Raw genomic sequence first — 21,359 nt, forward strand, 5'->3', positions numbered from 1 at the left:
CTTAGTTACTTAAGCTGTACAAATTATAAATTTGGTTTATGACAATTTGATGACAATTTAGCAAAATGCCAAAAAGTTTCTTTAAAATAACAGAAAATAATAGACAGTCAATTTTTATAAATTTATAACATGATAAGATTATCTAAAATAAATCAAACAAAAAATCACCGTCATGGTCAAAATATACCGCCCCACCCAAACATTTTCTTTAAAGGCGATAAAGCACGCTAAGCGTTCACGATTGGCGATAAGCTGATATTGCCGAAAAAACATCGCAAGCACAGGCATAAATGTCATAATGCACAGCCATTTGGGCAAATCATCAAAATAATGCCAAAATGAAACACTCATCAGCACCGTAAAGATAAGGTTCAAACCTATGATAATTGTGACATCATATCTACCAAAGAGTATGGCGGTTGATTTTACACCAATTTTAAGATCGTCATCTCGGTCACACATGGCGTACTCAGTATCATAAGCAACCGTCCAGCACATATAGGCAATAAATAGCACCCAAGTCCATAGATCAGGCACGCCCTGTACAGCGACAAATGCCATCGGAATTGCCCAGCCAAATGCCGCTGCCAACACCAACTGCGGCATATTGGTAAATCGCTTCATAAAGGGGTAAACAAATGCCAATAATACCGCACCCAAAGACCAATAAAAAACTGATTTGGGTAAAAAAAACAGCAAGCACGCCGCCAATAATGATAAGCCAATAAAAGTGAGTACTGCCGTTTTTGGTGATAACCGGCCGTCTGCCAAAGGTCTTGCATGGGTGCGTTTGACTTGTCCATCCACCTTTCGGTCAGCAAAATCATTGATGGCACAGCCAGCAGCACGCATCAAAATCGCTCCCAAGGCAAAAATCACAATATGCCAAAAATTTGGTAATGCATTTTTACTTGCATAGACCAAAAATAATGCCCAAAGCGTGGGATGTAATAACAGCTCAGTGCCAACAGGTTTATCAAAGCGTGTCAGTTGCAACCATGCAATGAACTTTTCGTTAACCGTCATGGGTGCGTGGGTCTTAAGATTTTTCATGAGTGATTCTTTGGTGGGCTTACCATAACATACAACTGCACAGCTTGCCTTAAGCTAATTTCTGGAAATTTGGCACGAATGGCTTTGATGGCTTTGATTTGTGGTAAATTTGCTTGCGATTGTGCGTACTCAAGCCATTCTTGTTTTTTATAGACAAACAACGCATCTTCAAGTTTTCGGATACGAGTTTTTTGTGTGAAATTTTGTATTAATATCAAAACATTTAAGGCAAGGTATGCCCATATGATCCAGCCATCCATTTTAAATTCTCCCAAATAAATAGGTTTTCATAACCAGCCTATTGATAAATGATCATTACCCCAGATGTAAGGCTGAGTATCCGTTTTTATCATAGCGATCAAATCTTAATGCGTCGTTTTGAATGCTGTGATTTGGTGGTTGTTGAACAAAATATGGTGCGCCGATTGGTCTTTTGATAATCAGTCTGCCATTTGGTTTAATCATGTTCATCGACCGACAAAAAATCTGGCGTGCTTCTGACTGCGTTGGCGGTGCTGCCAATTCATGCAACGCTTGCATCTGCTTATTTACCTTGGCTTTATAGCTATCTTTGGGAAACATCGGATCTAAATACACACAGTCAAATTCCCCTGTCATCTCACTGGTATCTTTGTAAATAATATCCATACGACCCAAAAGTCCTTGCCAATTTGCCACTTGAACCATTGCCTGATATTCATAATAGAGTAGTAATGCCATCACAGGATTGCTCTCGCACAAAGTCACATGAGCACCACTACTTGCCAAAATTAGTGCATCATGACCAAAACCTGCTGTGCCATCTAGTACCGTCATACCTGCTTGAGGTTTACATGCCTGCAAAATTAGCTCTGATTTACGCCCTGCTGTCACAATGCGATGCTGAAGTGCTGACCAATTTAGTGTAGATTTGATGATTGTTTTGTCTTCGACTTTGATTAATGTTGGTGTGTTTTTTAAGATGGCGATGATGGGTGTATCGCCAGTTTGTTTCAACTGTAAAATTTGCTTATCATTGAGCTTATTGTGCCGGTGTACTGCCCAGTCAAGTGGCAAATCATACGCCTGACAGATAGACAAAAGCTCATCTACTACGGTATTTGGCTTGTCATAAATCAATGATAATCGCACAATCGCTCTCTAAAATGTCAGTTTATTACTTAAAAGGATGACTCAAGCTTGGATTTGATAATTAAACCCAAAAAATGCAATCAACACCAAAACACCTGTCGCAATTCGCAACCAAGCAAAAATCATAAAGTCTTTTTGGCTCACCCAAGCCACCATCAATCGAATGCACAAAAGTGCGATAACAAAAGACACCCCCGTCCCAATCAGCAAGATCAGCCAATCAGTTAAGGTCTGTATTGCATCAAAATGCTTAATTAAATCAAGCAATGCAGCACCAATAATTACAGGAATACCTAAGAAAAAAGAAAACTCCGTCGCCGCCTTGCGAGATGTCCCCAAAAGCAGCGCTCCGATAATCGTCGAACCTGAACGACTCGTCCCTGGAATTAAGGCTAAGCACTGACACAGACCAATACCAAGTGCTGTTTTAAAGCTGATATTTTCAGCTTCTGGTGCGTGGATTGGACGAGGGTTTTTTTCAGCATAAATGATAATCAATGCACCTAAAATGAGCATGGTTGCCACCACCAAAGGATGAAACAGTGCATTGGTGATAAAATCCGCCATCGTAAAACCAACCACAACCACAGGCAAACTTGCAATCATCAAAGAAAAGCCAAGCTGTCTTGGCTTGGTAAGATCTGGTGAATGCCCTGTCACCAATCCTATGAACGCACCCCAAAGCCTGCCCCAATAATCATAAATGACCGCTAAGATTGCACCCAATTGAATAAATACAATGAATAAATTGCGAAATTCACCACTTAAAAAATTCATGATATCTGCAGACAAAATCAGATACCCTGTGCTTGAAATGGGCAAAAATTCAGCAATGCCTTCCACCACGCCCATTATGATCGCTTTGATAATCAGCAAAATATCCATCAATCATCTCAAAAATAAAAAAATAGACACGCCACCGCTTCAACCAACTTGAACACCATCAGCCCAATAAGGCTTGATTGGCTGTTAAATTAAATACTACCATTGACCAAATACATCACGATAAAGTGGTCAATCGTCGTTATTTGCCTTGCTCAGCCAAAGTTTTCCAAGCATTATCTCTAAGATAAACAGGTAAAGCGTGTTCTGCACGCACTGCATGACCTTGTTGATATTCACCCCAAGCCAATCGAGCGATATCGCTTGCTGTTGGTTGAAGTTTTAGTTTAATATTGGCATTTGTGTTAATTAAAGATACGCCATCACCAACGATAATATCAGCAGGCATGGTACTGCCATAATCTACCAAAAATTCGTTGCCATAGACATTGCTGATATCTACGATTGGCTGAATATTATCATGTTTGATCATAAAATTACCAGCATAGACTTGATTTTGGCGTGCATCCATAACCGCCGTGATGTACGATGATTCTGCAAATCGGTGTATCTGATGTGCCGTGTCTGCCAGTGCAGTCAAACTTGAAACACCTACGCACAAAGTTTCATGTGCCACCGATAAAGCTTGTACCACTGCGGTATTAATGCGAATGCCACTAAATGCACCAGGACCACGATTAAACGCCAAACAGTCTATGTTTGATAACTTAATATTCGTCTGAGACAACGCTTCATCCACCAAAGATAAGATAATCTCGGTTTGACCACGACCACCTGGCACAGTCTGTTCATAAATTACAGTACCATCTGCCAAAAGTGCAATCGAACATTGCTCAAATACCGTATCAAATGCCATTAAATTTGACATAACAGCCACCACCCATCAAAAACGCTTTTTAAAGTTTGGTGGAAGCTGACTTTGCATTTCTTGCATCTTTTTTTGCATCTCTTCCATGCTGGGCATATCTTCTGGCTTGAGACCCAAATCTTGCATGGATTTTTGCATGTCTTGCATATTGGGCGTACCTGCTTGATTAGCGTCTTTATTACCAAATAAAGGGCCACCACCTGACATACCACGAGCCAGACCCTGCACCGCTTTCATCATTTTACCAATCCCATCAGGGCGGCTGATCATTTTCATCATTTTTGCCATTTGTTTGTGCTGCTTGAGCAGGCGATTAACATCTTGAATCTGCCTACCTGAGCCTGCAGCGATACGGCGTTTGCGACTTGGTGTGATTTTATCTGGATTTTGGCGTTCAAACGGTGTCATTGAGTGGATGAGTGCTTCCATTTCTTTGACTTTTTCTTCAGGACGAGCTTCTTCCATGGCTTTTTGGATATCAGCACCGCCCAAGCCTGGCATCTTATCCAAAAAGCCTGCCATCCCACCTAAGTTTTTCATCTGCTGGAACTGGGTCAGTAAGTCTTCTAAATCAAACTCGCCACCTTTTTGAATTTTTTTTGCCATTTTTTCGGCTTTTTCACGGTCAATTTTTTGTTCAACTTCCTCGACCAAAGACAGCACATCACCCATACCTAAAATACGCTGAGCAATACGCTCTGGGTGGAACAACTCAAGCGCTTCTAGTTTTTCACCACGACCCAAAAACTTAATCGGCTTACCTGTAATTGCACGCACTGAAAGTGCTGCACCGCCACGCGCATCGCCATCGGTTTTGGTTAAAATCACACCCGTCAAAGGCAGTGCATCATTAAATGCTTTGGCAGTATTGGCCGCATCCTGACCTGTCATCGAATCCACCACAAACAGCGTCTCCACAGGATTGACTGCCTTGGTTAACTCCTTGATTTCACTCATCATCTCATCATCAATATGCAGACGACCTGCGGTATCAATGATCAAAATATCTTGATACTGAAGTTTAGCCTCATCGATGGCTCGGCGTGCGATATCAATTGGGTTTTCATCGGTTGTTGAAGGTACAAAGCTTGCACCGACTTGTGCTGCCACCTGTTCAAGCTGCTTGATGGCTGCTGGACGATATATATCAGCTGATACCAGCATGACCTTTTTATTTTGTTTGTCTTGCAAAAACTTAGCAAGCTTACCTGCAGTAGTCGTCTTACCTGCACCCTGCAAACCTGCCAGCAGATACACCAAAGGCGGCTTGCCCGTCATCTCAAGCGTCTGATTGGCACTGCCCATCATCTCAGTGAGTTCATCATAAACGATTTTAACAAACGCTTGCCCTGGGGCGAGTTCTTTGAGTACTTCTTGACCAAGTGCTTGTTCCTTGACGCGTGCGACAAAGTTGCGTGCAACTGGTAATGCAACATCTGCTTCAAGCAGTGCCATGCGTACTTCTCTTAGAGTATCTTTGATGTTGTCTTCGGTCAGCTGTCCTGTACCTGCGATATGACGCAAACTACCAGAGAGTCGTTCAGTTAAAGTATCAAACATAATTTTTCCAATGTGTTATTTCAAAGTTTGGACATCGCTTAAGATTTATCTGTCATCATTTGGATATCCATAAAAGTATTGCTACAAATACCTGCTATTTTATGCTAAATTAGGTAAATATTCCAATTTAATTGCACGATTTATGCTGATTGTTAGGATTTGGAGCAAAATTCTTTTACCGATATTATCCAAATGATTAATCAGACATCAACAAAGGGGTAGCCGTGCTTGTTATTTTTTTACTGTGTCTGATACTTTATATAGGATCAGGTCTTTATTTGGCATATGCCTTATTTCAAGATACACCGATTCATCGGTTGGTGCTTGGCATATTGATTTTTGCCATCTTATTACATGGTTGGGTGTTGACACCTGAAATCATCACGCTCTACGGACTAAACTTTAACTTATTTAACACGCTAAGCTTAACTAGCCTATTTTTTGTACTATTTTATGTATTATTTGGTCTGTATCGCCCAATTTTAAGCTTAGGGATTTTGGCGGTACCGATGGCAGCGGCTGGGGTGAGTTTGGGCTATTTTGGTCAAGTAGCTTATAAGCCACTCACGGATTTATCAAACACTCTACAAATTCACATTTTGCTATCATTTGCTGCATATTGTGTGCTACTGATGGCAGCCGTTCAAGGGGTGCTATTACGCTTACAAATTCGTGAGCTTAAACGCAAAACCATTCATCGATTTTGGGTCAGTCGCCTGCCATCTTTACAGAGTATGGAGAGTCTTTTGTTTGATATGGTGCTGACTGGATTTGTGATTTTGAGTATCGCACTTGGGTTTGGTCTGGTTGCAACTTATGACATCTTAGATCAACATTTGGCACATAAGATGGTATTTAGCTTGCTGAGCTGGCTATTATATGGGCTTTTGATTGCTGGTCATTATCGCTACGGCTGGCGGGGTAAGCGTGCCGCAAATTTTGCGGTATATGGATTTTTATTGCTGGCGATCGGTTTTGTCGGCTCAAAGGCAGTGATGGAATTTTTAATCGGCTAGCTTTTGATGATACTACTTTAATTTTGACAAAATTCCCCCATCTTATCTCTACACCAAAATCATTTAGGATAACTTATGACCAATACGCCAAAAACCCCAACACGCACCGAAATTCAAACGCCTGAGCTTTGGAATTTTCCTATGGATTATCCCATGAGCATCATCGGACACGAAGGACATCATGAAACATTGATCAATGAAGTCAAACTAATTTTAGCAGAAATTTTTCCTGAATTTGATGCAGCGACCATGCAGGTTCGTCCATCTCGCACAGGTCGCTTTCATTCTGTACGCGTGAATTTGTATTTAACCGATTCCGATCAAGTCAATCGCTTGTATACCGCTTTGGATAAAGCTGCAACTGTGCGTACCGCTGTTTGACCCAAGACCGCTGTTTGCGGTCTTTTTTTGATAATTTGGCAACTGTCATGACGATATTTAAAACACATCTAACCCATCAAAGCCCCATTGTGCCTGCCCTACCCAAGCCCAAGGATTCGCTGCGGCTATTACATACATCTGATTGGCATTTAGGCAAGCTTTTATACAATCAGTCACGCTATGATGAATTTGCTAAATTTTTAGATTGGCTGATTGAGGCTTTGATATTACATCAGGTGGATATTTTAATTATTGCTGGCGATATCTTTGATACCATGACGCCAAGCAACCGTGCAGAATACCTTTACCATCACTTTCTTGCCTCCGCCTTTAAAAATCACATTCAGCACATCATCATTGTCGCAGGCAATCATGACTCTCCCACCAGCCTACAAAAAACCAAAGAAGTACTCGGCGTGCTAAATACCCATGTGATTGGCAGTGTCAGCCAAGACAAATCTGATGAGCTCATCGTTCTAACAGATGATGTAGGCATCCCAAGTGCCATCGTGATGGCAGTGCCTTATATTCGTGATCGTGATGTCAGAAGTGGGATTGATGCCAACTCAATCCACCAAAAAAATCAGCTCTTACTGGAGGGTGTGGCCGAATATTATCACTCTTTAACCAATCTTGCCAAGGATAAGCAGCAAGCTGTTTATCACACTCACCAAAAAACCATCCCCATCATTGCCACAGGGCATCTTTATGCTGCTGGTGCTGCTGTCTCATCCACCGATGATGGCATGCGTGATATTCAGATTGGAACACTTGGTCAGATCAGTAGCCAGATTTTTGATGATGCCATTGATTATGTGGCACTTGGTCATATTCACGCTGCCCAAAAAGTTGGTCAAAAAAACCACATCCGCTACAGCGGCTCGCCAATTGCGATGGGATTTGGGGAAATTGGACGCCATAAACAAGTGCTGATTGTTGATTTACCACTCAATAAAAGTGTACCGATATCAAAGTTGCCAAAGAATGATGATTTGCATGGCGAAAATCAAGATAACAATGCCATATCAATCCATAGCCTACCTGTGCCAATTTTTCATAGCCTTGCTAAAATCTGTGGCGATATGGCGTTTATTACCAACGCCATCGATACACTAAAAACACATGATGAGCCTATTTGGCTTGAGATTGAATATGTTGGCGACACCTTAGTCGCTAATTTAAAACAGCACATTTCCAATCTGCTGGAAGGCTCAAACATCGCTGCAATTAGTATCAAAAATAAAGCCATCCATCAAGGTAGCCTAAAATTGCACACCCCTACCCTAAATTTAGAAACACTTGATGAAATGGATATTTTTTATCAGCGGCTTGATAAGGAAAACTTAAATCAAGATGAAAAAAATGATCTCATTGGTGCTTATCAAGAGTTAATCAAAGCCATCCAAGAAACTGATCATAAAGCCGTCTAATTTTAAGGGTTAAATCAAAATGAAAATCTTAAAACTCAGCTTTGAAAATATCAACTCCTTAAAAGGCAAATGGCAAATAGATTTTGAAGATGCCGCTTTTTATCACCATGCTCTATTTGCCATCACAGGCCCCACAGGTGCTGGCAAAACAACGATTTTAGATGCTATTTGTTTGGCGTTGTATGGTGAGACGCCCCGTCTGAGTATTTCTGCCACACAAAATGAGCTGATGAGTATTGGTACTGCTTTTGCAGCCAGTAGCGTGATTTTTCGTGCTAATGACAAAATTTATCAGGTCAGTTGGTCACAGCGTAGAGCCAAACAAAAAACCGATGGCAATTTACAAGCCGTCAGCCGAGAAATCAGCTTACTTCAGCATGCCGACGACACGCATGGAAAAATTCTTGAAGAAAAAGCAAGCTTAGTTAATAAGGAAGTTGAGCGTATTTTGGGCATGAATAAAGTCCAATTCACTCGGTCGGTCATGCTTGTGCAAGGTGAATTTGCAGCGTTTTTACAGTCAGACGCCACTGAGCGTGGTCAAATTCTTGAGCAGATTACAGGCACACACATCTATGCCAAAATTGGTCAAGCGGCCTTTGAAAAGCACAAAGAACAGCTTAATTTATTAAAAAATCTACAAATTAAATTAGGAGAAGTCAATTTATTAAATACAGAAGAATATGATGGATTAATTAAGAAAATTAGCGAAATCACGCAACAAAAAAACTTGCTTGAAACACAAATTAAGCTGATGAGCGATCGCCAGAAAATTGCCAATGAATACCAAACTTTAAATCAGGAAATGGCTCATTATCAAGCAAAACTGATCGAGCATCAAGAAGCCTTAACAAACTTTGAGCCAAATATACAGCGCATGAAACACGCTCATGATGCCAAAAATTTGCAGCCGCTTTATACAGCATTTCATGAGTACCATCTTGAGTATAACAATAAACAAGATCAATTGATTATACTAAATCATCGCTTAAATGAAATCCAATTAAGCCATCAAAAGCGTAGCCAAACACACAGTGAGATTAAAGAAAAATTTAACAAAATAACTAATGATTATGAAAATTTAAAGCCAACTTTGCAAGCGGTTCGCAGGCTTGACCAACATATTGCCTCTTTGCGTAAAGAGCATCAAAGCATGATCCAAACCCTTGAAAAAACAAAGCAGGACTATACATCTACACAAAATTTACTCAAAGAAACTCAGTCAAATCAGTCAAATTTGGTACAAGATATTGACACCATTCAACAAAAAATTAAAGGCATTGACAGTGAAAATTTAAAGAAAAACTTAAAATTATGCGATAATCATATCTCACAATACGATACACTCATTCAAGCAATAACACACGCCCATCAACAGCAGCTTTGGCGTATCAATGTATTTAGCAATCATCTTCATGAACTCAAAGATAAGCGAGAGCATTTTAAGTCTGTTAATCTAAATCTACAGTCTATAGATAATCAAATTGGCACTATAAATATAAAAATTATTGATAATTTAAACTTAACAAAAAAAGATGATATTAATGTAGATATTTTACAAAAAAATATAGAAGATCAGTACGAAAAAATCAAGCAGCAATCACATCATTTATATACGCTAGAGCGAATCTTGAAAGATTATGAGCAATATGCACGCATTCAATCTGACATCAGCGATACAAACCGTAAGATTATCAACCTACAAGAAGAAAAAATCAAAATTCAGGATATCTTAGAGACAGTTTCTCAAAATATCCATCAAGCAAGCCAAACCCACAAAGCCATCTTGGAAAATTATGAGCTACACAAGCAAATTTTATACATGAAAATGCACTTTGACCAACTGCAAGATGGTAGTCCTTGTCCACTTTGTGGCAGTACCGAGCATCCTTTTAAATTACAGCCCCATCATTTGGACGATGAACATGCCAAACAAGCCAAAGAAAAATTAGTATTCTGCGAAAATCAGCTTAACGAACTCAATCACACCGCTACTCAGCACACGACCACATTACACAAACTGCAGATGGCTTTGGATGATCATCAAGAGCATCTAAATACTGCACAAAATACAAGTAACTCTCTTTATCATGATCTTAATGCCCTATGGCAAACGATCGCCAGTGAATGCAGCCTAGAACATGCAAATACCCTACCAAGCCGAAATACTATTGGAAAATTTATTAAAAACAGTCAAGATAAAATTAAAAATCTAGAAGAGTCTTATCAGCTGAGCAATCGGCTATTGCATGAACTTAATCAGCTGATTGCTCAAAAAGATAGACAAATGATCGAAAAAGAAAACTTGAAAATCAATGGTCTAAAGCTTCGTGATGATGCTTTGGTGCTGATGCGTGAGATATATGATGGTAAAGTACATTTTTGCGATCAACTATTATCTGCATTTTATCAGCTCATCCAAGCACAAAATACCATCAGCCTGCCAAATGAGCTTAACGCCATTAAACAGCATTTGTCTAAAATCACCACTTGGTACGATAATATCACACATCACACCCAAGGCGATGTTCTACCAGAAGCTGAAGCATTCAACCCTAGCCCGTTAACGCTCAAGGAAGAAGAGTTTGGCAAAGTTCAGTATGTGTTATCACAAACCAAGCAAATGCTTGAAAATCAAGCCAATCAAGCCACCGCACTCAATGAAGATTATATCAATAAGCAAACCAAGCTGATTCACCTAGACGCTCAAATCAACGCACATACCAAAAAAATCCAAGAACTCACACCTGTTATTGCTGAGCTTGAGCATACGATGGCTAATAAAGTGCTTGAAATTAAAACACAAACCAACGAACGCATCACTTTATTGGGTGATAAAAATCCTGATCATACTGAAAACAATTATCAAGATAAGCTAACACAGATAAGACAGCAGTTAGAAAATGCCACTAAAAATGTACATGATGATATTGCCGACTTACATGCCCAAAAAGCAACCATTGAGAGCCTAAATCTAACCATAAAAGAACTGGCCAATAAACTCAGCCAAAGCAAGGTAAGCTTTGAGCAAGCACTGATGGCATCAGCGTTTGATACTCAAGCGGAGTTTTTGGCGGCATTAATCTTAGAAGATGAGTTAATCGAGCTAAAAACCGCTCATGATACTCTCATTAATCAACTAAGCCAAACGACAATATCAATCAATAACTGTCAAGAAAAACTTGATAATTTAATCAAATCAAATCCCAATGTTCATCAATTCAAGCTTGAAGATTTACACACAGAGCTCATCAATCTGCAACAACAGCTAGAGAGTGTCAACCAATCTATTGGCGAACTTAACGCCATCAAAAATAGTGAGCTTCAAAACCGTCAGCGGCATACACAGATTCTTAAAGACATCCAACGCCAAGAACAAGAAAATGCAATTTGGGCAAAACTTGATATGCTGATTGGCTCAGCAGATGGTAAAAAATACCGAAACTTTGTGCAGGGTTTAACACTGGATTTGGTGCTACATCATGCCAATCAAATTTTGGCAAAAATGAACGATCGCTACTTGTTGACCTTTGATGCAGACAGCTCAAGGACACTTGAAATCTTAGTGACAGATCTTCACCAAGGCGATGCGGTACGCAGCAGTAAAAATTTATCAGGTGGTGAAAGTTTTATCATCTCGCTGGCTTTAGCGCTCGGTTTGTCGCAGATCAATAGCCAAAATATACAAATTGAATCACTATTTTTGGATGAAGGCTTTGGTACACTGGATGAAACCGCTTTAGATTTGGCACTTAATACCTTATTTGAACTACAGCAAAGCGGTAAAAGCATTGGTATTATTAGCCATGTCGCCAGTCTAAAAGAACGCATTGATACCCAAATTATCGTTGAAAAACATGCAGGCGGATATAGCACCTTACATGGTGCTGGTGTCAAAAACCTTTCTTAAATCAAATCAATTTTAACAATAAAAAACCTTGTTAGCCATAACAAGGTTTTTATGAAATCGCTACTATTTTAATGTGTAACGATTACTCATTATTATTACGCTCAAAATGGTTATGTTCCACTTCATAAAGTGCACCTAATCTTTCTTGCTGTTCTTCATCCAATAATTTTTTAGCTTGGATAAAAAACTTCTTTTCTTCTTCTTTTAGATGATGTCGTAGCTCATGGATTAGGGCATGGCAAGTTTCTTTCCAAGTATCATCACTGATACGCCCATCATTTAATTTATGCATCATCTCATCCATTTCATGATGTTCAGCAATGGCATGACGAGATAAATCCAGCCCATCATCATATTCCATGACAGGTGCATACAGATGACGCTCTTCGGCGGCAGCATGTGCCTGTAGCTCAATCTCAAGCTCAGGGTAGACTTTTTTGGCAGCATCAAGGTCAGAATCCATCAGCGATTCAATCTTATCACACAATTTACGCTGTCTATCATGTGATTCGGTTAGGGCTTGGAAAATATCTTGTTGGCTCATCATAGCATCCTTATCATTATTTGGCTTAATACCAAACGGTATCAGCTAAGTGTATAAAAAATTTTAATGAATTTTAATGAATTTTAATGGCTTAACCATCTTTCATTGGATTATTCTTATAATAACAATTTAGCCAAAATTTACCACTAATCATTTGTTGTGTTTGTGCTACAGTTTGTATACACAAAAAAATAATAGAGGTTAAGCCCAGCCAAGCACCCTTAACAATGCCATGCCCACCGCCATGCCAATCATCCCAAAGACTGTCGTAAACCCCAAAATGTTTGCTGCCAGTATATCATTACCGCCCATCGCCTTTGCCATGACATAACTTGCGGCAGCTGCTGGGCTTGCTACCATCAAAAATAACACGCCAAATTGCAAAGGTTCTAAGGCAAATGCCACACCCACCACCACCGCTAAGAGTGGTGCAATGACAATACGCCCAATGCTTGCCTGCATGGACAATCCTGATAAGCTTATCATGGATTTGATATTCAAAGTAGCACCAGCACAAATCAGTGCAAGTGGCAATGCGACCGCCCCTAATAATCCGCCTGTTTTATTAATAAATTCTGGCAACATGGGCAAATCAAGTGCTTTATAAACGAAGGCAGACACCAAAGCGATGATCAGTGGGTTTTTGATGATTTTAACCAAGATACTTTTGGCTTGCATAAATACGCTGTCCGCTTTTTGGGTGGTACGTGATAAGGTGATGACCGCCAAAACATTATATAAAATGGTGATAACCCCCATATAAATTGCACCCACACCCAAGCCTTCGCTACCGTATGCATTAAAAACGGTCGCAAGACTAACAATTGCCATGTTTGAGCGAAACACCCCTTGCACAAACACGCCCTTATCTTTAAGCTCGCTGATAAAAAACTTAGCGTAAATCTCTGCCAAAAAAAACAATGTAAAAGTTGTGATAAATCCTGCCAGCAAAAGCTTAGATTGTGCCAAAATCTGCACATCACTTTTTAGGACACTAAAAAATAATAAACAAGGCAGACAATAATTAAACACAATGCTTGACGCTACCTCGATAAATTCAGCATTGAGTGCTGAACGCCTTTTCATATCATAACCCAAAGCCATCAAAAAAAGATTTGGCAAGACAATTGAAAAGGCAAAGCCAATGGCTTGTAACATCACATTCCTTAATCTACCCAAGAGGTCATTTGAACTGTTTTGATGAACTGTTGATTTGATTGGGTTCCAAAATGATTTTTCAATGCTAAAATCTGCTTAGATAAATTCATCATACCACTCATCAAACTGCTTATAAATCTCTTTTACCAAAGCATAAAACAGCTACAGCAAGCTATTACCAACTTGCTGATAGGCTTGGCATCGCTAACAGAAATCTTAAGTTGTTAAAAAAATCCCTGCAAATAAATCAATGGCTTTTAAGTGAATTTGGGGGGGTTGATTTTGCCCAAACTCAAAAGATATTTGCTTCATATCACGCTCAATCATGTCATCACTGCTTGCGTTTTTTTAAGTTTCTTTATCGTCATCGCCAAAAGACTGACCGCCGCAGGGGTGACGCCACTGATGCGACTTGCCTGCCCAAGCGTTGTCGGACGGATTTGGCTTAATTTTTGGACAATCTCATTGGATAAACCAGACACACTTTTATAGTCAAAATCAAGCGGTAAGAGCGTATTTTCAAGGCGTTTCATTTGCTCAATCTCATCATTTTGACGCTCAATATAACCTTGATATTTAACACTTATCTCAATCTGTTCACCCACCTTAGCACTCACTGTACTGTCTGACACTTTGGCAATGTCGTCAAAGGTGATATTTGGGCGTTTTAATAAATCCAGTAACGAATTCTCTTTGGTCAAAATCTCACCTGTGTTTGCCATAAAATCTTGACCAATGGCATTGTTTGGGGTCGCCCAAATGTCTTTTAGGCGGGCGGTTTCGCTGGCAATAGACTCCATTTTTTGACTAAATCTCGCCCAGCGTTCATCGTCCACCAACCCAAGCTCTCGTCCGATGGCGGTCAAGCGTGCATCAGCATTATCCTCACGCAAAATCAGGCGATGCTCGGCACGGCTTGTGAACATACGGTATGGCTCTTTGGTACCATGGGTAATCAAGTCATCAACAAGCACACCCAGATAAGCCTCGTGTCTTTGTGGTACCCATGATGGCTCATCAAGTGCCATGCGTGCGGCATTAAGACCTGCCAATAACCCCTGTGCTGCTGCCTCTTCATAGCCTGTTGTGCCATTGATTTGCCCTGCAAAATACAAGGCATCAATAGATTTAGTCTCTAAAGTCGGTTTTAGATTTTGTGGGTCAAAATAGTCGTATTCAATGGCATAACCTGGACGGGTAATGTGGGCGTTTTCAAGCCCTTTCATGCTATGGATGAATTCAAGCTGAACATCAAAAGGCAGGCTTGTTGAGATGCCATTGGGATACAATTCATGGGTTGTTAGCCCCTCAGGTTCAATAAAAATCTGATGGCTGTCTTTGTCAGCAAAACGATGAATCTTATCTTCAATACTCGGGCAATAGCGTGGCCCAACCCCCTCAATCTTACCACTAAACATGGGGGAGCGGTCAAGATTGGCACGGATAATCTCATGCGTGCGTTCGTTGGTGTGGGTGATATAACAGTTGATTTGGCGTGGGTGCATGGCAACATCACCCATATAACTCATGACAGGCAAAGGTGTATCGCCTGACTGCACGGTCATCACGGAGAAATCCACCGTACGAGCATCAATGCGAGCAGGTGTGCCTGTTTTTAGGCGTCCAACAGGCAGTTTTAATTCACGCAAACGGTCAGCAAGACGAATGGCGGGCATGTCGCCTGCTCTGCCACCACTTTGATGGTCTAAGCCCACATGAATCACTCCGCCCAAAAATGTCCCTGATGTCAGCACCACCGCACGAGTATTTAGACGAATGCCTGTGGCTGTTACCACCGCCACCGCACGAGTATTTTCAACAATGATGTCATCCACAGATTGCTGAAAAATTGTCAGGTTTGGCTGATTTTCAAGCGTGTGGCGAATGGCTGCCTTGTACAAAATACGGTCAGCTTGGGCGCGTGTGGCTCGCACTGCTGCCCCTTTACGGCTGTTTAGCACCCGAAACTGAATGCCTGCCTTATCGGTTGCCAATGCCATCGCCCCACCAAGTGCATCCACCTCACGCACCAAATGCGATTTGCCAATACCGCCAATGGCAGGATTACAGCTCATCTGTCCGAGCGTCTCAATGTTATGCGTGATAAGTAGGGTATTAGCACCCATGCGAGCGGCGGCAAGGCATGCTTCTGTGCCTGCATGACCACCGCCGATGACGATGACATCAAATGTTTTGGGATGAGTATAAGAGATTGCATTCATGGATTGTTTCCAATAGACTTGCTTAATAGGCCAAATCAGTAATTTTAATTTTATAAAAACTTGCTATTTTAACATAATCTGTGCGATAATTTCATAAAATTCAATAACACTAAGTCATTTTTAAGTCGTTTAAATTTTGTTTAACTGTCAAAATTTGCTTAAATTAACCAAATAACCTTTACCAAAACCGACTAATACAACCGAAATATTTAATATAATTATGTAAGCCTATGAAACTTTTTTCTGTTTTAGCCATATTTATGACTTGCACCCTACTGAGTGCTTGTGTTCATAAAGTTGTCACTGTACCTGCCAAAATTGCCTATAAAACAACCAAAGTTGTTGTAAAAGGTACTGTTGCCATCGGTAAAGCAATCATTCCAAATGATAGTAACGATAAAAAAGATAAGAAAAAATAACCATGTCATCGGCTAAAAACTCTCAAAATAACGCTTGCATAACGCCATAATGATTTGATATAATCGCAACTGTTTTTTGAGAGCCCTTCGTTTCCCCAAATCTAAAAACAAGTAAAATCAAGCTTAGGCTTGACATTTTTATTTGTATTACTCTCAAACTCAACTAAATAGGTTTTATATGACTACTACTATCAGTGCCAAACCCGCTGAAGTTGTACATGACTGGTATGTCGTGGACGCTGAAGGCAAAACTCTGGGTCGCCTAGCTTCTGAGATTGCTTCTCGTCTTCGTGGCAAGCATAAGCCATCGTACACTCCACATGTTGATACAGGCGATTATATCGTTGTTATCAATGCTGACAAAATTGCTGTTACTGGCAAAAAAGCTCAGGATAAAAAATACTATCGTCATACTGGCTATCCAGGCGGTATTAAAGAAACTAACTTCACTAAACTTCTTGCACACAAGCCTGAAGATGTGTTGTTTAAAGCTGTTAAAGGCATGCTTCCAAAGGGTCCTTTGGGCTATGCGATGATTAAAAAGCTAAAACTGTATGCAGGCACCGAACATCCACATACAGCTCAGCAACCTAAAGCATTAGACATCTAAGGAGACATTATGGAACGCAATTACGGCACTGGTCGCCGCAAAACTTCTACCGCTCGTGTCTTCTTGTCAAAAGGCACAGGTAACATTGTTGTTAATGGCAAATCATTGGACGAATATTTTGGTCGTGAAACTTCACGCATGGTTGTTCGTCAGCCTCTAGAGCTACTTGAGCTTACTGACAGCGTCGATCTTTATATCACTGTTGTTGGCGGTGGTATCAATGGTCAAGCAGGTGCAATCCGTCACGGTATTACTCGTGCATTGATTGAATCTGATGAAAGCCACAAGCCTGCACTTAAAGCAGCTGGCTTTGTAACTCGTGATGCTCGTGAAGTTGAGCGTAAAAAATTGGGTCTACGCAAAGCTCGTAAACGCCCACAATTTTCAAAACGCTAATTCACACTTATCGTTTCAAAAAAGCTCTCGATTTATCGAGAGTTTTTTTACACTTATTTTTCATCAGCTCATTAATCAAATTATCGTGGTAAGTCAAAAATACCTATCAGTCTTATTGGTTTAATGACAGTTATTGCAAGTGCTAAATTTCTCAATTTTGAGTTAAATATTTGCAATTTCTGCGTATTTTATCAGCTTTAATGCAGAAAAAATTTTTAAAATATGGTAACATTATAGAGATAATCTTTTACGAAAATTTTAAGTATATTAGTTTTTTCAAACCCTTTTAACCAGCTAATATGTGATAAAGATACATTTTCGTTCAATCACTCAATTTTTTTTTGACTTTTTTGATAAGTTTGTAAAAGAGTAATTTATTTTATTACAAAAATAGCTTAAAATAGTCATATTTAGCAAAAATAGGCACAGCAAATGTGGCAAATTTAATAAAAGTGTTTTATTATAGCCACACACCCAGTATGGGAATATTCCCATTCTTTTTCTGGAGGAAGTTTTAATGAGCCATGCCGAAGGCGTGAATATTAAACGCCGTAGAGTCCTGATTGCAACCACCGCTGCCATTGGAGCAGTTGGTGTTGGAGCGATTGCCACCCCGTTTGTGCGATCTTGGTATCCGAGTGCCAAAGCAGAAGCTGCAGGTGCTGCTGTCGTTCAAGACATTTCAGGCATCGAGAACGGTCAAATGATCACCGTTAAATATCGTGGCAAACCCATCTTTGTTGTCAAACGCACCGAAGAGATGGTAGCAAATCTTAGCAAAGTAACCCCAAAATTAAGCGATCCCAATTCTGAGGCTTCAGTTCAGCCTGAAGCGTGTAAAAATGAGACGCGTTCGCTACAACCTGAGCTTTTGGTGGTCGAAGGTGTGTGTACACATCTTGGCTGTGCACCAACCTACCGCCCTGAAGTTGGTGCAGCGGATTTAGGCGGTGCTGATTGGTTTGGTGGTTTCTTCTGTCCTTGCCATGGATCTTTGTATGATTTAGCCGGGCGTGTTTATAATGGCGTACCTGCCCCTACAAACCTACCTGTGCCAATTTATAGTATCGATGGCTCAATCTTGACCGTTGGGGAGGCTTAATCATGAGTATTGCTAAGAAGTTCATGAGCTGGGTAGATGCACGCTATCCTGCCACAGAAACTTATGAATACCATATGTCCAAATACTATGCACCAAAAAATTTCAACTTTTGGTATTTTTTTGGTGTCTTGTCAATGGTCGTCTTGGTGAACCAATTGGTAACAGGTATTTGGTTAACCATGATGTTTAACCCAAGTGCTGAAGGCGCATTTGCATCGCTTGAATATATCATGCGTGATGTTAAAGGTGGTTGGCTAATTCGCTATATGCATTCAACAGGTGCATCTGCATTCTTTATCGTTGTTTATTTGCATATGTTCCGTGGTTTATTGTACGGCTCATATAAAAAACCGCGTGAGCTGGTTTGGCTGATCGGTATGGGCATCTACCTATGCTTGATGGCTGAAGGCTTTTTTGGTTATTTACTCCCTTGGGGTAATATGTCTTATTGGGGTGCTCAGGTTATCTTGAATTTACCTGCTGCCATTCCGTTTATCGGTGATGCTTTGGCTGAATGGGTTCGTGGTGACTATCTGATCTCTGGTATCACTCTAAACCGCTTCTTTGCCTTGCATGTTATCGCCATTCCTTTAGTTTTGGTTGGTTTGGTATTCATGCACTTAGTGGCATTGCACCATGTTGGATCAAACAACCCAGATGGTATTGATATCAAAAAACTCAAAGACAAAAATGGTGTACCGCTTGATGGCGTTCCATTCCATCCATACTATACTGTGCATGACATGGTCGGTATTGTTGTCTTCTTTATCTGTTTCTTTGCTGTTGTATTTTTTGTACCTGAGGGGGGCGGCTACTTCCTAGAAAAGCCAAACTTTGAGGTTGCAAATGCACTAAAAACACCGCCACACATTGCACCTGTATGGTACTATATGCCATTTTATGCCATCTTGCGTGCAGTACCTCATAAACTTGGTGGTGTTATCGCTATGGGTGCTGCTATTGCCGTATTGTTTGTTCTACCATGGTTAGATCGCTCACCAGTACGCTCTATTCGTTATAAAGGCATGTTATCAAAAATTGCATTAGCAATCTTTGTTGTCAGCTTTGTTACTCTAGGCTATCTGGGTGGTACAGCTTCAACCCCAACTGCAACAATTATTGGTCGTATTTGTACCATACTCTACTTCCTATATTTCTTATTGATGCCATTTTATACATCGATTGAGAAGTGTAAACAACCACCAGAACGCGTTACCGGAGGCCACTGATGAAAGTACTTAATTCACTGATCAAATTTGGTGCAGGTGCGGTATTGGCAACGGTTGGTGCTTTTGCCAGTACCAACGCCCTAGCCTCTGGTGGTCATGGTTGTGGTGAATATACCGAAGCTGATGGTACGGTTGTTACCTTAGAATGTAGCAAAGCTCCAATTGATTTAACCAACAAAGGCTCACTGCAACGCGGTGCTGCCATGTTTATGAATTATTGTGCAGGTTGCCACTCAGCCCAATATGTGCGTCATTCAAGATTGGCTCAAGATTTAAACATCCCACCTGAATTGGTTGAAAAATATTTGCTTGTCACAGGTGATGCCATTGGTGACCATATTAATGCAGGGATTGACCCAGAACTACAAAGCCAATGGTTTGGTGCTGCACCGCCTGATTTGTCTTTAGAGACTCGCCTGCGTGGTGATGACTGGGTCTATACTTATTTACTGTCATTCTATGAAGACCCAAGCCGTCCTTGGGGGGCTAATAACCTAGTACTTGCAAATGCAGCCATGCCTCATGTTCTTCATAATCTACAAGAAGAACTTGGCAAAGAAGAATATGAAGCGCGTGTTGGCGATTTGGTCAACTTCATGGCATGGATGGCTGAACCTGTTCGCCATGACCGTAAGATTTATGGTGCTTTTGTTATTTTATTCTTATTAATTTTATTAATTCCAGTTTATCTGCTCAATAAAGAATTCTGGAAAGATGTCAAATAAAATCTGCCAAAAAAGACCGAAAATATTCGGTCTTTTTTATTTTTATACAAATAATGATGTTAGGTCTAAGCACATAATTTCACACTTAAAGCAAAAATTTTGATACACTAAGAGGCTCATTTATATCATCGCTACACATGGCAAATTTACCTCATCTTTCTTTAACACAATTTATTCTTTATGCTGATCATGGAATTAATAGCCATATCGTACGGCTATTGCTTGAAGAAAAACACTTAAATTATGAAACTGTGTTCATTGGTGAGGAGCGCCCTGAAGAGCTGATTGAGCTAAATCCTTATCACACCCTGCCCATATTGGTCAATCGAGACATTTCACTATATGAACATAATGTCATCTTTGAGTATCTTGAAGAACGCCACCGAGTCCCACGGCTGATGCCTGATGCACCAAGTGAGCGAGCCAAAGTGCGTCAACTGGCGTGGCGACTACAAAAAGACTGGCTAAAGCACGGCTATACTCTACTGACCCATTCTGACAGCTTTGATATTCAGGCTGCGACAGCCGCCAGAAAGTCATTAAGCGATTCACTGGTAACAATCGCACCGCTGTTTGGGCATAAACCGTATTTTATGTCGGATACTTTTGGATGGTGTGATGTGTTATTACTGCCACTACTTTGGCGACTAAATAAAATGGGCGTTCATCTTCCGACACATCTCATACGCCCGTTAATACACTATCAAGAACAGCAATTTGCCAGACCAAGCTTTATTAATAGTATTTCTTTTAAGGAATGAT

At 40.4% G+C, this 21,359-nt stretch carries 20 protein-coding genes; 11 read left to right on the forward strand and 9 right to left on the reverse strand.

Going from position 1 to position 21,359, the window contains the following annotated elements; translation table 11 throughout:
• Positions 1 to 138 precede the first annotated feature (138 nt).
• The 6 genes from ubiA to ffh form a co-directional block, all read right to left on the reverse strand.
• Positions 139 to 1,053, reverse strand: coding sequence for a 4-hydroxybenzoate octaprenyltransferase (gene ubiA, locus A4U55_RS02655; RefSeq protein ID WP_049148994.1), 915 nt, complete (start codon positions 1,051 to 1,053; stop codon positions 139 to 141).
• On the reverse strand, positions 1,050 to 1,313 hold the full coding sequence (locus tag A4U55_RS02660) for a hypothetical protein (RefSeq protein ID WP_003657557.1): 264 nt from the start codon (positions 1,311 to 1,313) through the stop codon (positions 1,050 to 1,052). The genes ubiA and A4U55_RS02660 overlap by 4 nt, the downstream gene beginning before the upstream one ends.
• 55 nt (positions 1,314 to 1,368) lie before the next feature.
• Complete coding sequence (locus tag A4U55_RS02665; RefSeq protein WP_038519225.1) at positions 1,369 to 2,184, reverse strand: class I SAM-dependent methyltransferase; 816 nt, start codon at positions 2,182 to 2,184, stop codon at positions 1,369 to 1,371.
• Between the two features lie 42 nt (positions 2,185 to 2,226).
• Positions 2,227 to 3,069, reverse strand: coding sequence for an undecaprenyl-diphosphate phosphatase (locus A4U55_RS02670; RefSeq protein ID WP_003657559.1), 843 nt, complete (start codon positions 3,067 to 3,069; stop codon positions 2,227 to 2,229).
• Positions 3,070 to 3,208: 139 nt separating this feature from the next.
• A complete protein-coding gene (gene tsaB, locus A4U55_RS02675; protein ID WP_003671714.1) occupies positions 3,209 to 3,895 on the reverse strand; it encodes a tRNA (adenosine(37)-N6)-threonylcarbamoyltransferase complex dimerization subunit type 1 TsaB in 687 nt (228 codons plus the stop codon).
• A 15-nt stretch (positions 3,896 to 3,910) separates the two neighbouring features.
• On the reverse strand, positions 3,911 to 5,455 hold the full coding sequence (gene ffh, locus A4U55_RS02680; RefSeq protein ID WP_003657561.1) for a signal recognition particle protein: 1,545 nt from the start codon (positions 5,453 to 5,455) through the stop codon (positions 3,911 to 3,913).
• Positions 5,456 to 5,679: 224 nt separating this feature from the next.
• Here ffh and A4U55_RS02685 point away from each other — a divergent pair, with 224 nt between their 5' ends.
• The 4 genes from A4U55_RS02685 to A4U55_RS02700 all read left to right on the forward strand — a co-directional run bounded on the left by A4U55_RS02685 (position 5,680) and on the right by A4U55_RS02700 (position 12,192).
• A complete protein-coding gene (locus A4U55_RS02685) occupies positions 5,680 to 6,471 on the forward strand; it encodes a cytochrome C assembly family protein (RefSeq protein ID WP_003657562.1) in 792 nt (263 codons plus the stop codon).
• A 75-nt stretch (positions 6,472 to 6,546) separates the two neighbouring features.
• Complete coding sequence (locus A4U55_RS02690) at positions 6,547 to 6,852, forward strand: YbeD family protein (RefSeq protein ID WP_063453979.1); 306 nt, start codon at positions 6,547 to 6,549, stop codon at positions 6,850 to 6,852.
• A complete protein-coding gene (locus A4U55_RS02695; protein WP_003660318.1) occupies positions 6,849 to 8,282 on the forward strand; it encodes an exonuclease SbcCD subunit D C-terminal domain-containing protein in 1,434 nt (477 codons plus the stop codon). Before A4U55_RS02690 ends, A4U55_RS02695 begins: the two co-directional genes overlap by 4 nt.
• A 19-nt stretch (positions 8,283 to 8,301) precedes the next feature.
• Positions 8,302 to 12,192 carry an AAA family ATPase gene (locus A4U55_RS02700; protein WP_003673316.1) on the forward strand — a complete coding sequence of 1,297 codons (3,891 nt, stop codon included), beginning with the start codon at positions 8,302 to 8,304 and terminating at the stop codon, positions 12,190 to 12,192.
• A gap of 82 nt (positions 12,193 to 12,274) precedes the next feature.
• On the opposite strand, the gene A4U55_RS02705 is transcribed toward A4U55_RS02700, so the two are convergent.
• The 3 genes from A4U55_RS02705 to mnmG all read right to left on the reverse strand — a co-directional run bounded on the left by A4U55_RS02705 (position 12,275) and on the right by mnmG (position 16,116).
• Complete coding sequence (locus A4U55_RS02705) at positions 12,275 to 12,736, reverse strand: hemerythrin domain-containing protein (RefSeq protein WP_003657567.1); 462 nt, start codon at positions 12,734 to 12,736, stop codon at positions 12,275 to 12,277.
• 201 nt (positions 12,737 to 12,937) lie between these two features.
• Positions 12,938 to 13,894 (reverse strand): AEC family transporter, encoded by a 957-nt coding sequence (locus A4U55_RS02710; RefSeq protein WP_003660320.1) that lies wholly within the window; start codon positions 13,892 to 13,894, stop codon positions 12,938 to 12,940.
• Between the two features lie 323 nt (positions 13,895 to 14,217).
• Positions 14,218 to 16,116, reverse strand: coding sequence for a tRNA uridine-5-carboxymethylaminomethyl(34) synthesis enzyme MnmG (mnmG, locus tag A4U55_RS02715; RefSeq protein WP_003665636.1), 1,899 nt, complete (start codon positions 16,114 to 16,116; stop codon positions 14,218 to 14,220).
• A gap of 230 nt (positions 16,117 to 16,346) precedes the next feature.
• Here mnmG and A4U55_RS02720 point away from each other — a divergent pair, with 230 nt between their 5' ends.
• The 7 genes from A4U55_RS02720 to A4U55_RS02750 all read left to right on the forward strand — a co-directional run bounded on the left by A4U55_RS02720 (position 16,347) and on the right by A4U55_RS02750 (position 21,358).
• On the forward strand, positions 16,347 to 16,535 hold the full coding sequence (locus A4U55_RS02720) for an NF038104 family lipoprotein (protein WP_003657571.1): 189 nt from the start codon (positions 16,347 to 16,349) through the stop codon (positions 16,533 to 16,535).
• A 178-nt stretch (positions 16,536 to 16,713) separates the two neighbouring features.
• A complete protein-coding gene (gene rplM, locus A4U55_RS02725; RefSeq protein ID WP_003657573.1) occupies positions 16,714 to 17,145 on the forward strand; it encodes a 50S ribosomal protein L13 in 432 nt (143 codons plus the stop codon).
• Positions 17,146 to 17,154: 9 nt separating this feature from the next.
• Positions 17,155 to 17,541, forward strand: coding sequence for a 30S ribosomal protein S9 (gene rpsI / locus A4U55_RS02730; protein ID WP_003657574.1), 387 nt, complete (start codon positions 17,155 to 17,157; stop codon positions 17,539 to 17,541).
• 517 nt (positions 17,542 to 18,058) lie between these two features.
• The gene (petA, locus tag A4U55_RS02735; protein WP_003657575.1) at positions 18,059 to 18,643 is read left to right on the forward strand and encodes a ubiquinol-cytochrome c reductase iron-sulfur subunit; all 585 of its coding nucleotides are present in this window, start codon (positions 18,059 to 18,061) and stop codon (positions 18,641 to 18,643) included.
• Between the two features lie 23 nt (positions 18,644 to 18,666).
• Positions 18,667 to 19,872, forward strand: a complete 1,206-nt coding sequence (locus A4U55_RS02740; RefSeq protein ID WP_003657576.1) for a cytochrome b — start codon at positions 18,667 to 18,669, stop codon at positions 19,870 to 19,872.
• Positions 19,872 to 20,597 carry a cytochrome c1 gene (locus tag A4U55_RS02745; RefSeq protein ID WP_003657577.1) on the forward strand — a complete coding sequence of 242 codons (726 nt, stop codon included), beginning with the start codon at positions 19,872 to 19,874 and terminating at the stop codon, positions 20,595 to 20,597. The genes A4U55_RS02740 and A4U55_RS02745 overlap by 1 nt, the downstream gene beginning before the upstream one ends.
• 137 nt (positions 20,598 to 20,734) lie before the next feature.
• Positions 20,735 to 21,358, forward strand: coding sequence for a glutathione S-transferase N-terminal domain-containing protein (locus A4U55_RS02750; protein ID WP_003657578.1), 624 nt, complete (start codon positions 20,735 to 20,737; stop codon positions 21,356 to 21,358).
• The last annotated feature ends 1 nt before the right edge of the window (position 21,359 follow it).

The organism is Moraxella catarrhalis, from assembly GCF_001632285.1.
GTDB classification, from domain to species: Bacteria; Pseudomonadota; Gammaproteobacteria; order Pseudomonadales; family Moraxellaceae; genus Moraxella; species Moraxella catarrhalis.

Coding starts and splice junctions, on each gene's coding strand:
- mnmG (WP_003665636.1), bottom strand. CDS start 16,116: ATGAATGCAATCTCTTATACTCATCCCAAAACATTTGATGTCATCGTC.
- rpsI (WP_003657574.1), top strand. CDS start 17,155: ATGGAACGCAATTACGGCACTGGTCGCCGCAAAACTTCTACCGCTCGT.
- petA (WP_003657575.1), top strand. CDS start 18,059: ATGAGCCATGCCGAAGGCGTGAATATTAAACGCCGTAGAGTCCTGATT.
- A4U55_RS02700 (WP_003673316.1), top strand. CDS start 8,302: ATGAAAATCTTAAAACTCAGCTTTGAAAATATCAACTCCTTAAAAGGC.
- A4U55_RS02660 (WP_003657557.1), bottom strand. CDS start 1,313: ATGGATGGCTGGATCATATGGGCATACCTTGCCTTAAATGTTTTGATA.
- A4U55_RS02710 (WP_003660320.1), bottom strand. CDS start 13,894: ATGTTACAAGCCATTGGCTTTGCCTTTTCAATTGTCTTGCCAAATCTT.
- ffh (WP_003657561.1), bottom strand. CDS start 5,455: ATGTTTGATACTTTAACTGAACGACTCTCTGGTAGTTTGCGTCATATC.
- A4U55_RS02670 (WP_003657559.1), bottom strand. CDS start 3,069: ATGGATATTTTGCTGATTATCAAAGCGATCATAATGGGCGTGGTGGAA.
- A4U55_RS02690 (WP_063453979.1), top strand. CDS start 6,547: ATGACCAATACGCCAAAAACCCCAACACGCACCGAAATTCAAACGCCT.
- A4U55_RS02720 (WP_003657571.1), top strand. CDS start 16,347: ATGAAACTTTTTTCTGTTTTAGCCATATTTATGACTTGCACCCTACTG.
- A4U55_RS02705 (WP_003657567.1), bottom strand. CDS start 12,736: ATGAGCCAACAAGATATTTTCCAAGCCCTAACCGAATCACATGATAGA.
- A4U55_RS02750 (WP_003657578.1), top strand. CDS start 20,735: ATGGCAAATTTACCTCATCTTTCTTTAACACAATTTATTCTTTATGCT.
- ubiA (WP_049148994.1), bottom strand. CDS start 1,053: ATGAAAAATCTTAAGACCCACGCACCCATGACGGTTAACGAAAAGTTC.
- A4U55_RS02740 (WP_003657576.1), top strand. CDS start 18,667: ATGAGCTGGGTAGATGCACGCTATCCTGCCACAGAAACTTATGAATAC.
- A4U55_RS02745 (WP_003657577.1), top strand. CDS start 19,872: ATGAAAGTACTTAATTCACTGATCAAATTTGGTGCAGGTGCGGTATTG.
- rplM (WP_003657573.1), top strand. CDS start 16,714: ATGACTACTACTATCAGTGCCAAACCCGCTGAAGTTGTACATGACTGG.
- tsaB (WP_003671714.1), bottom strand. CDS start 3,895: ATGTCAAATTTAATGGCATTTGATACGGTATTTGAGCAATGTTCGATT.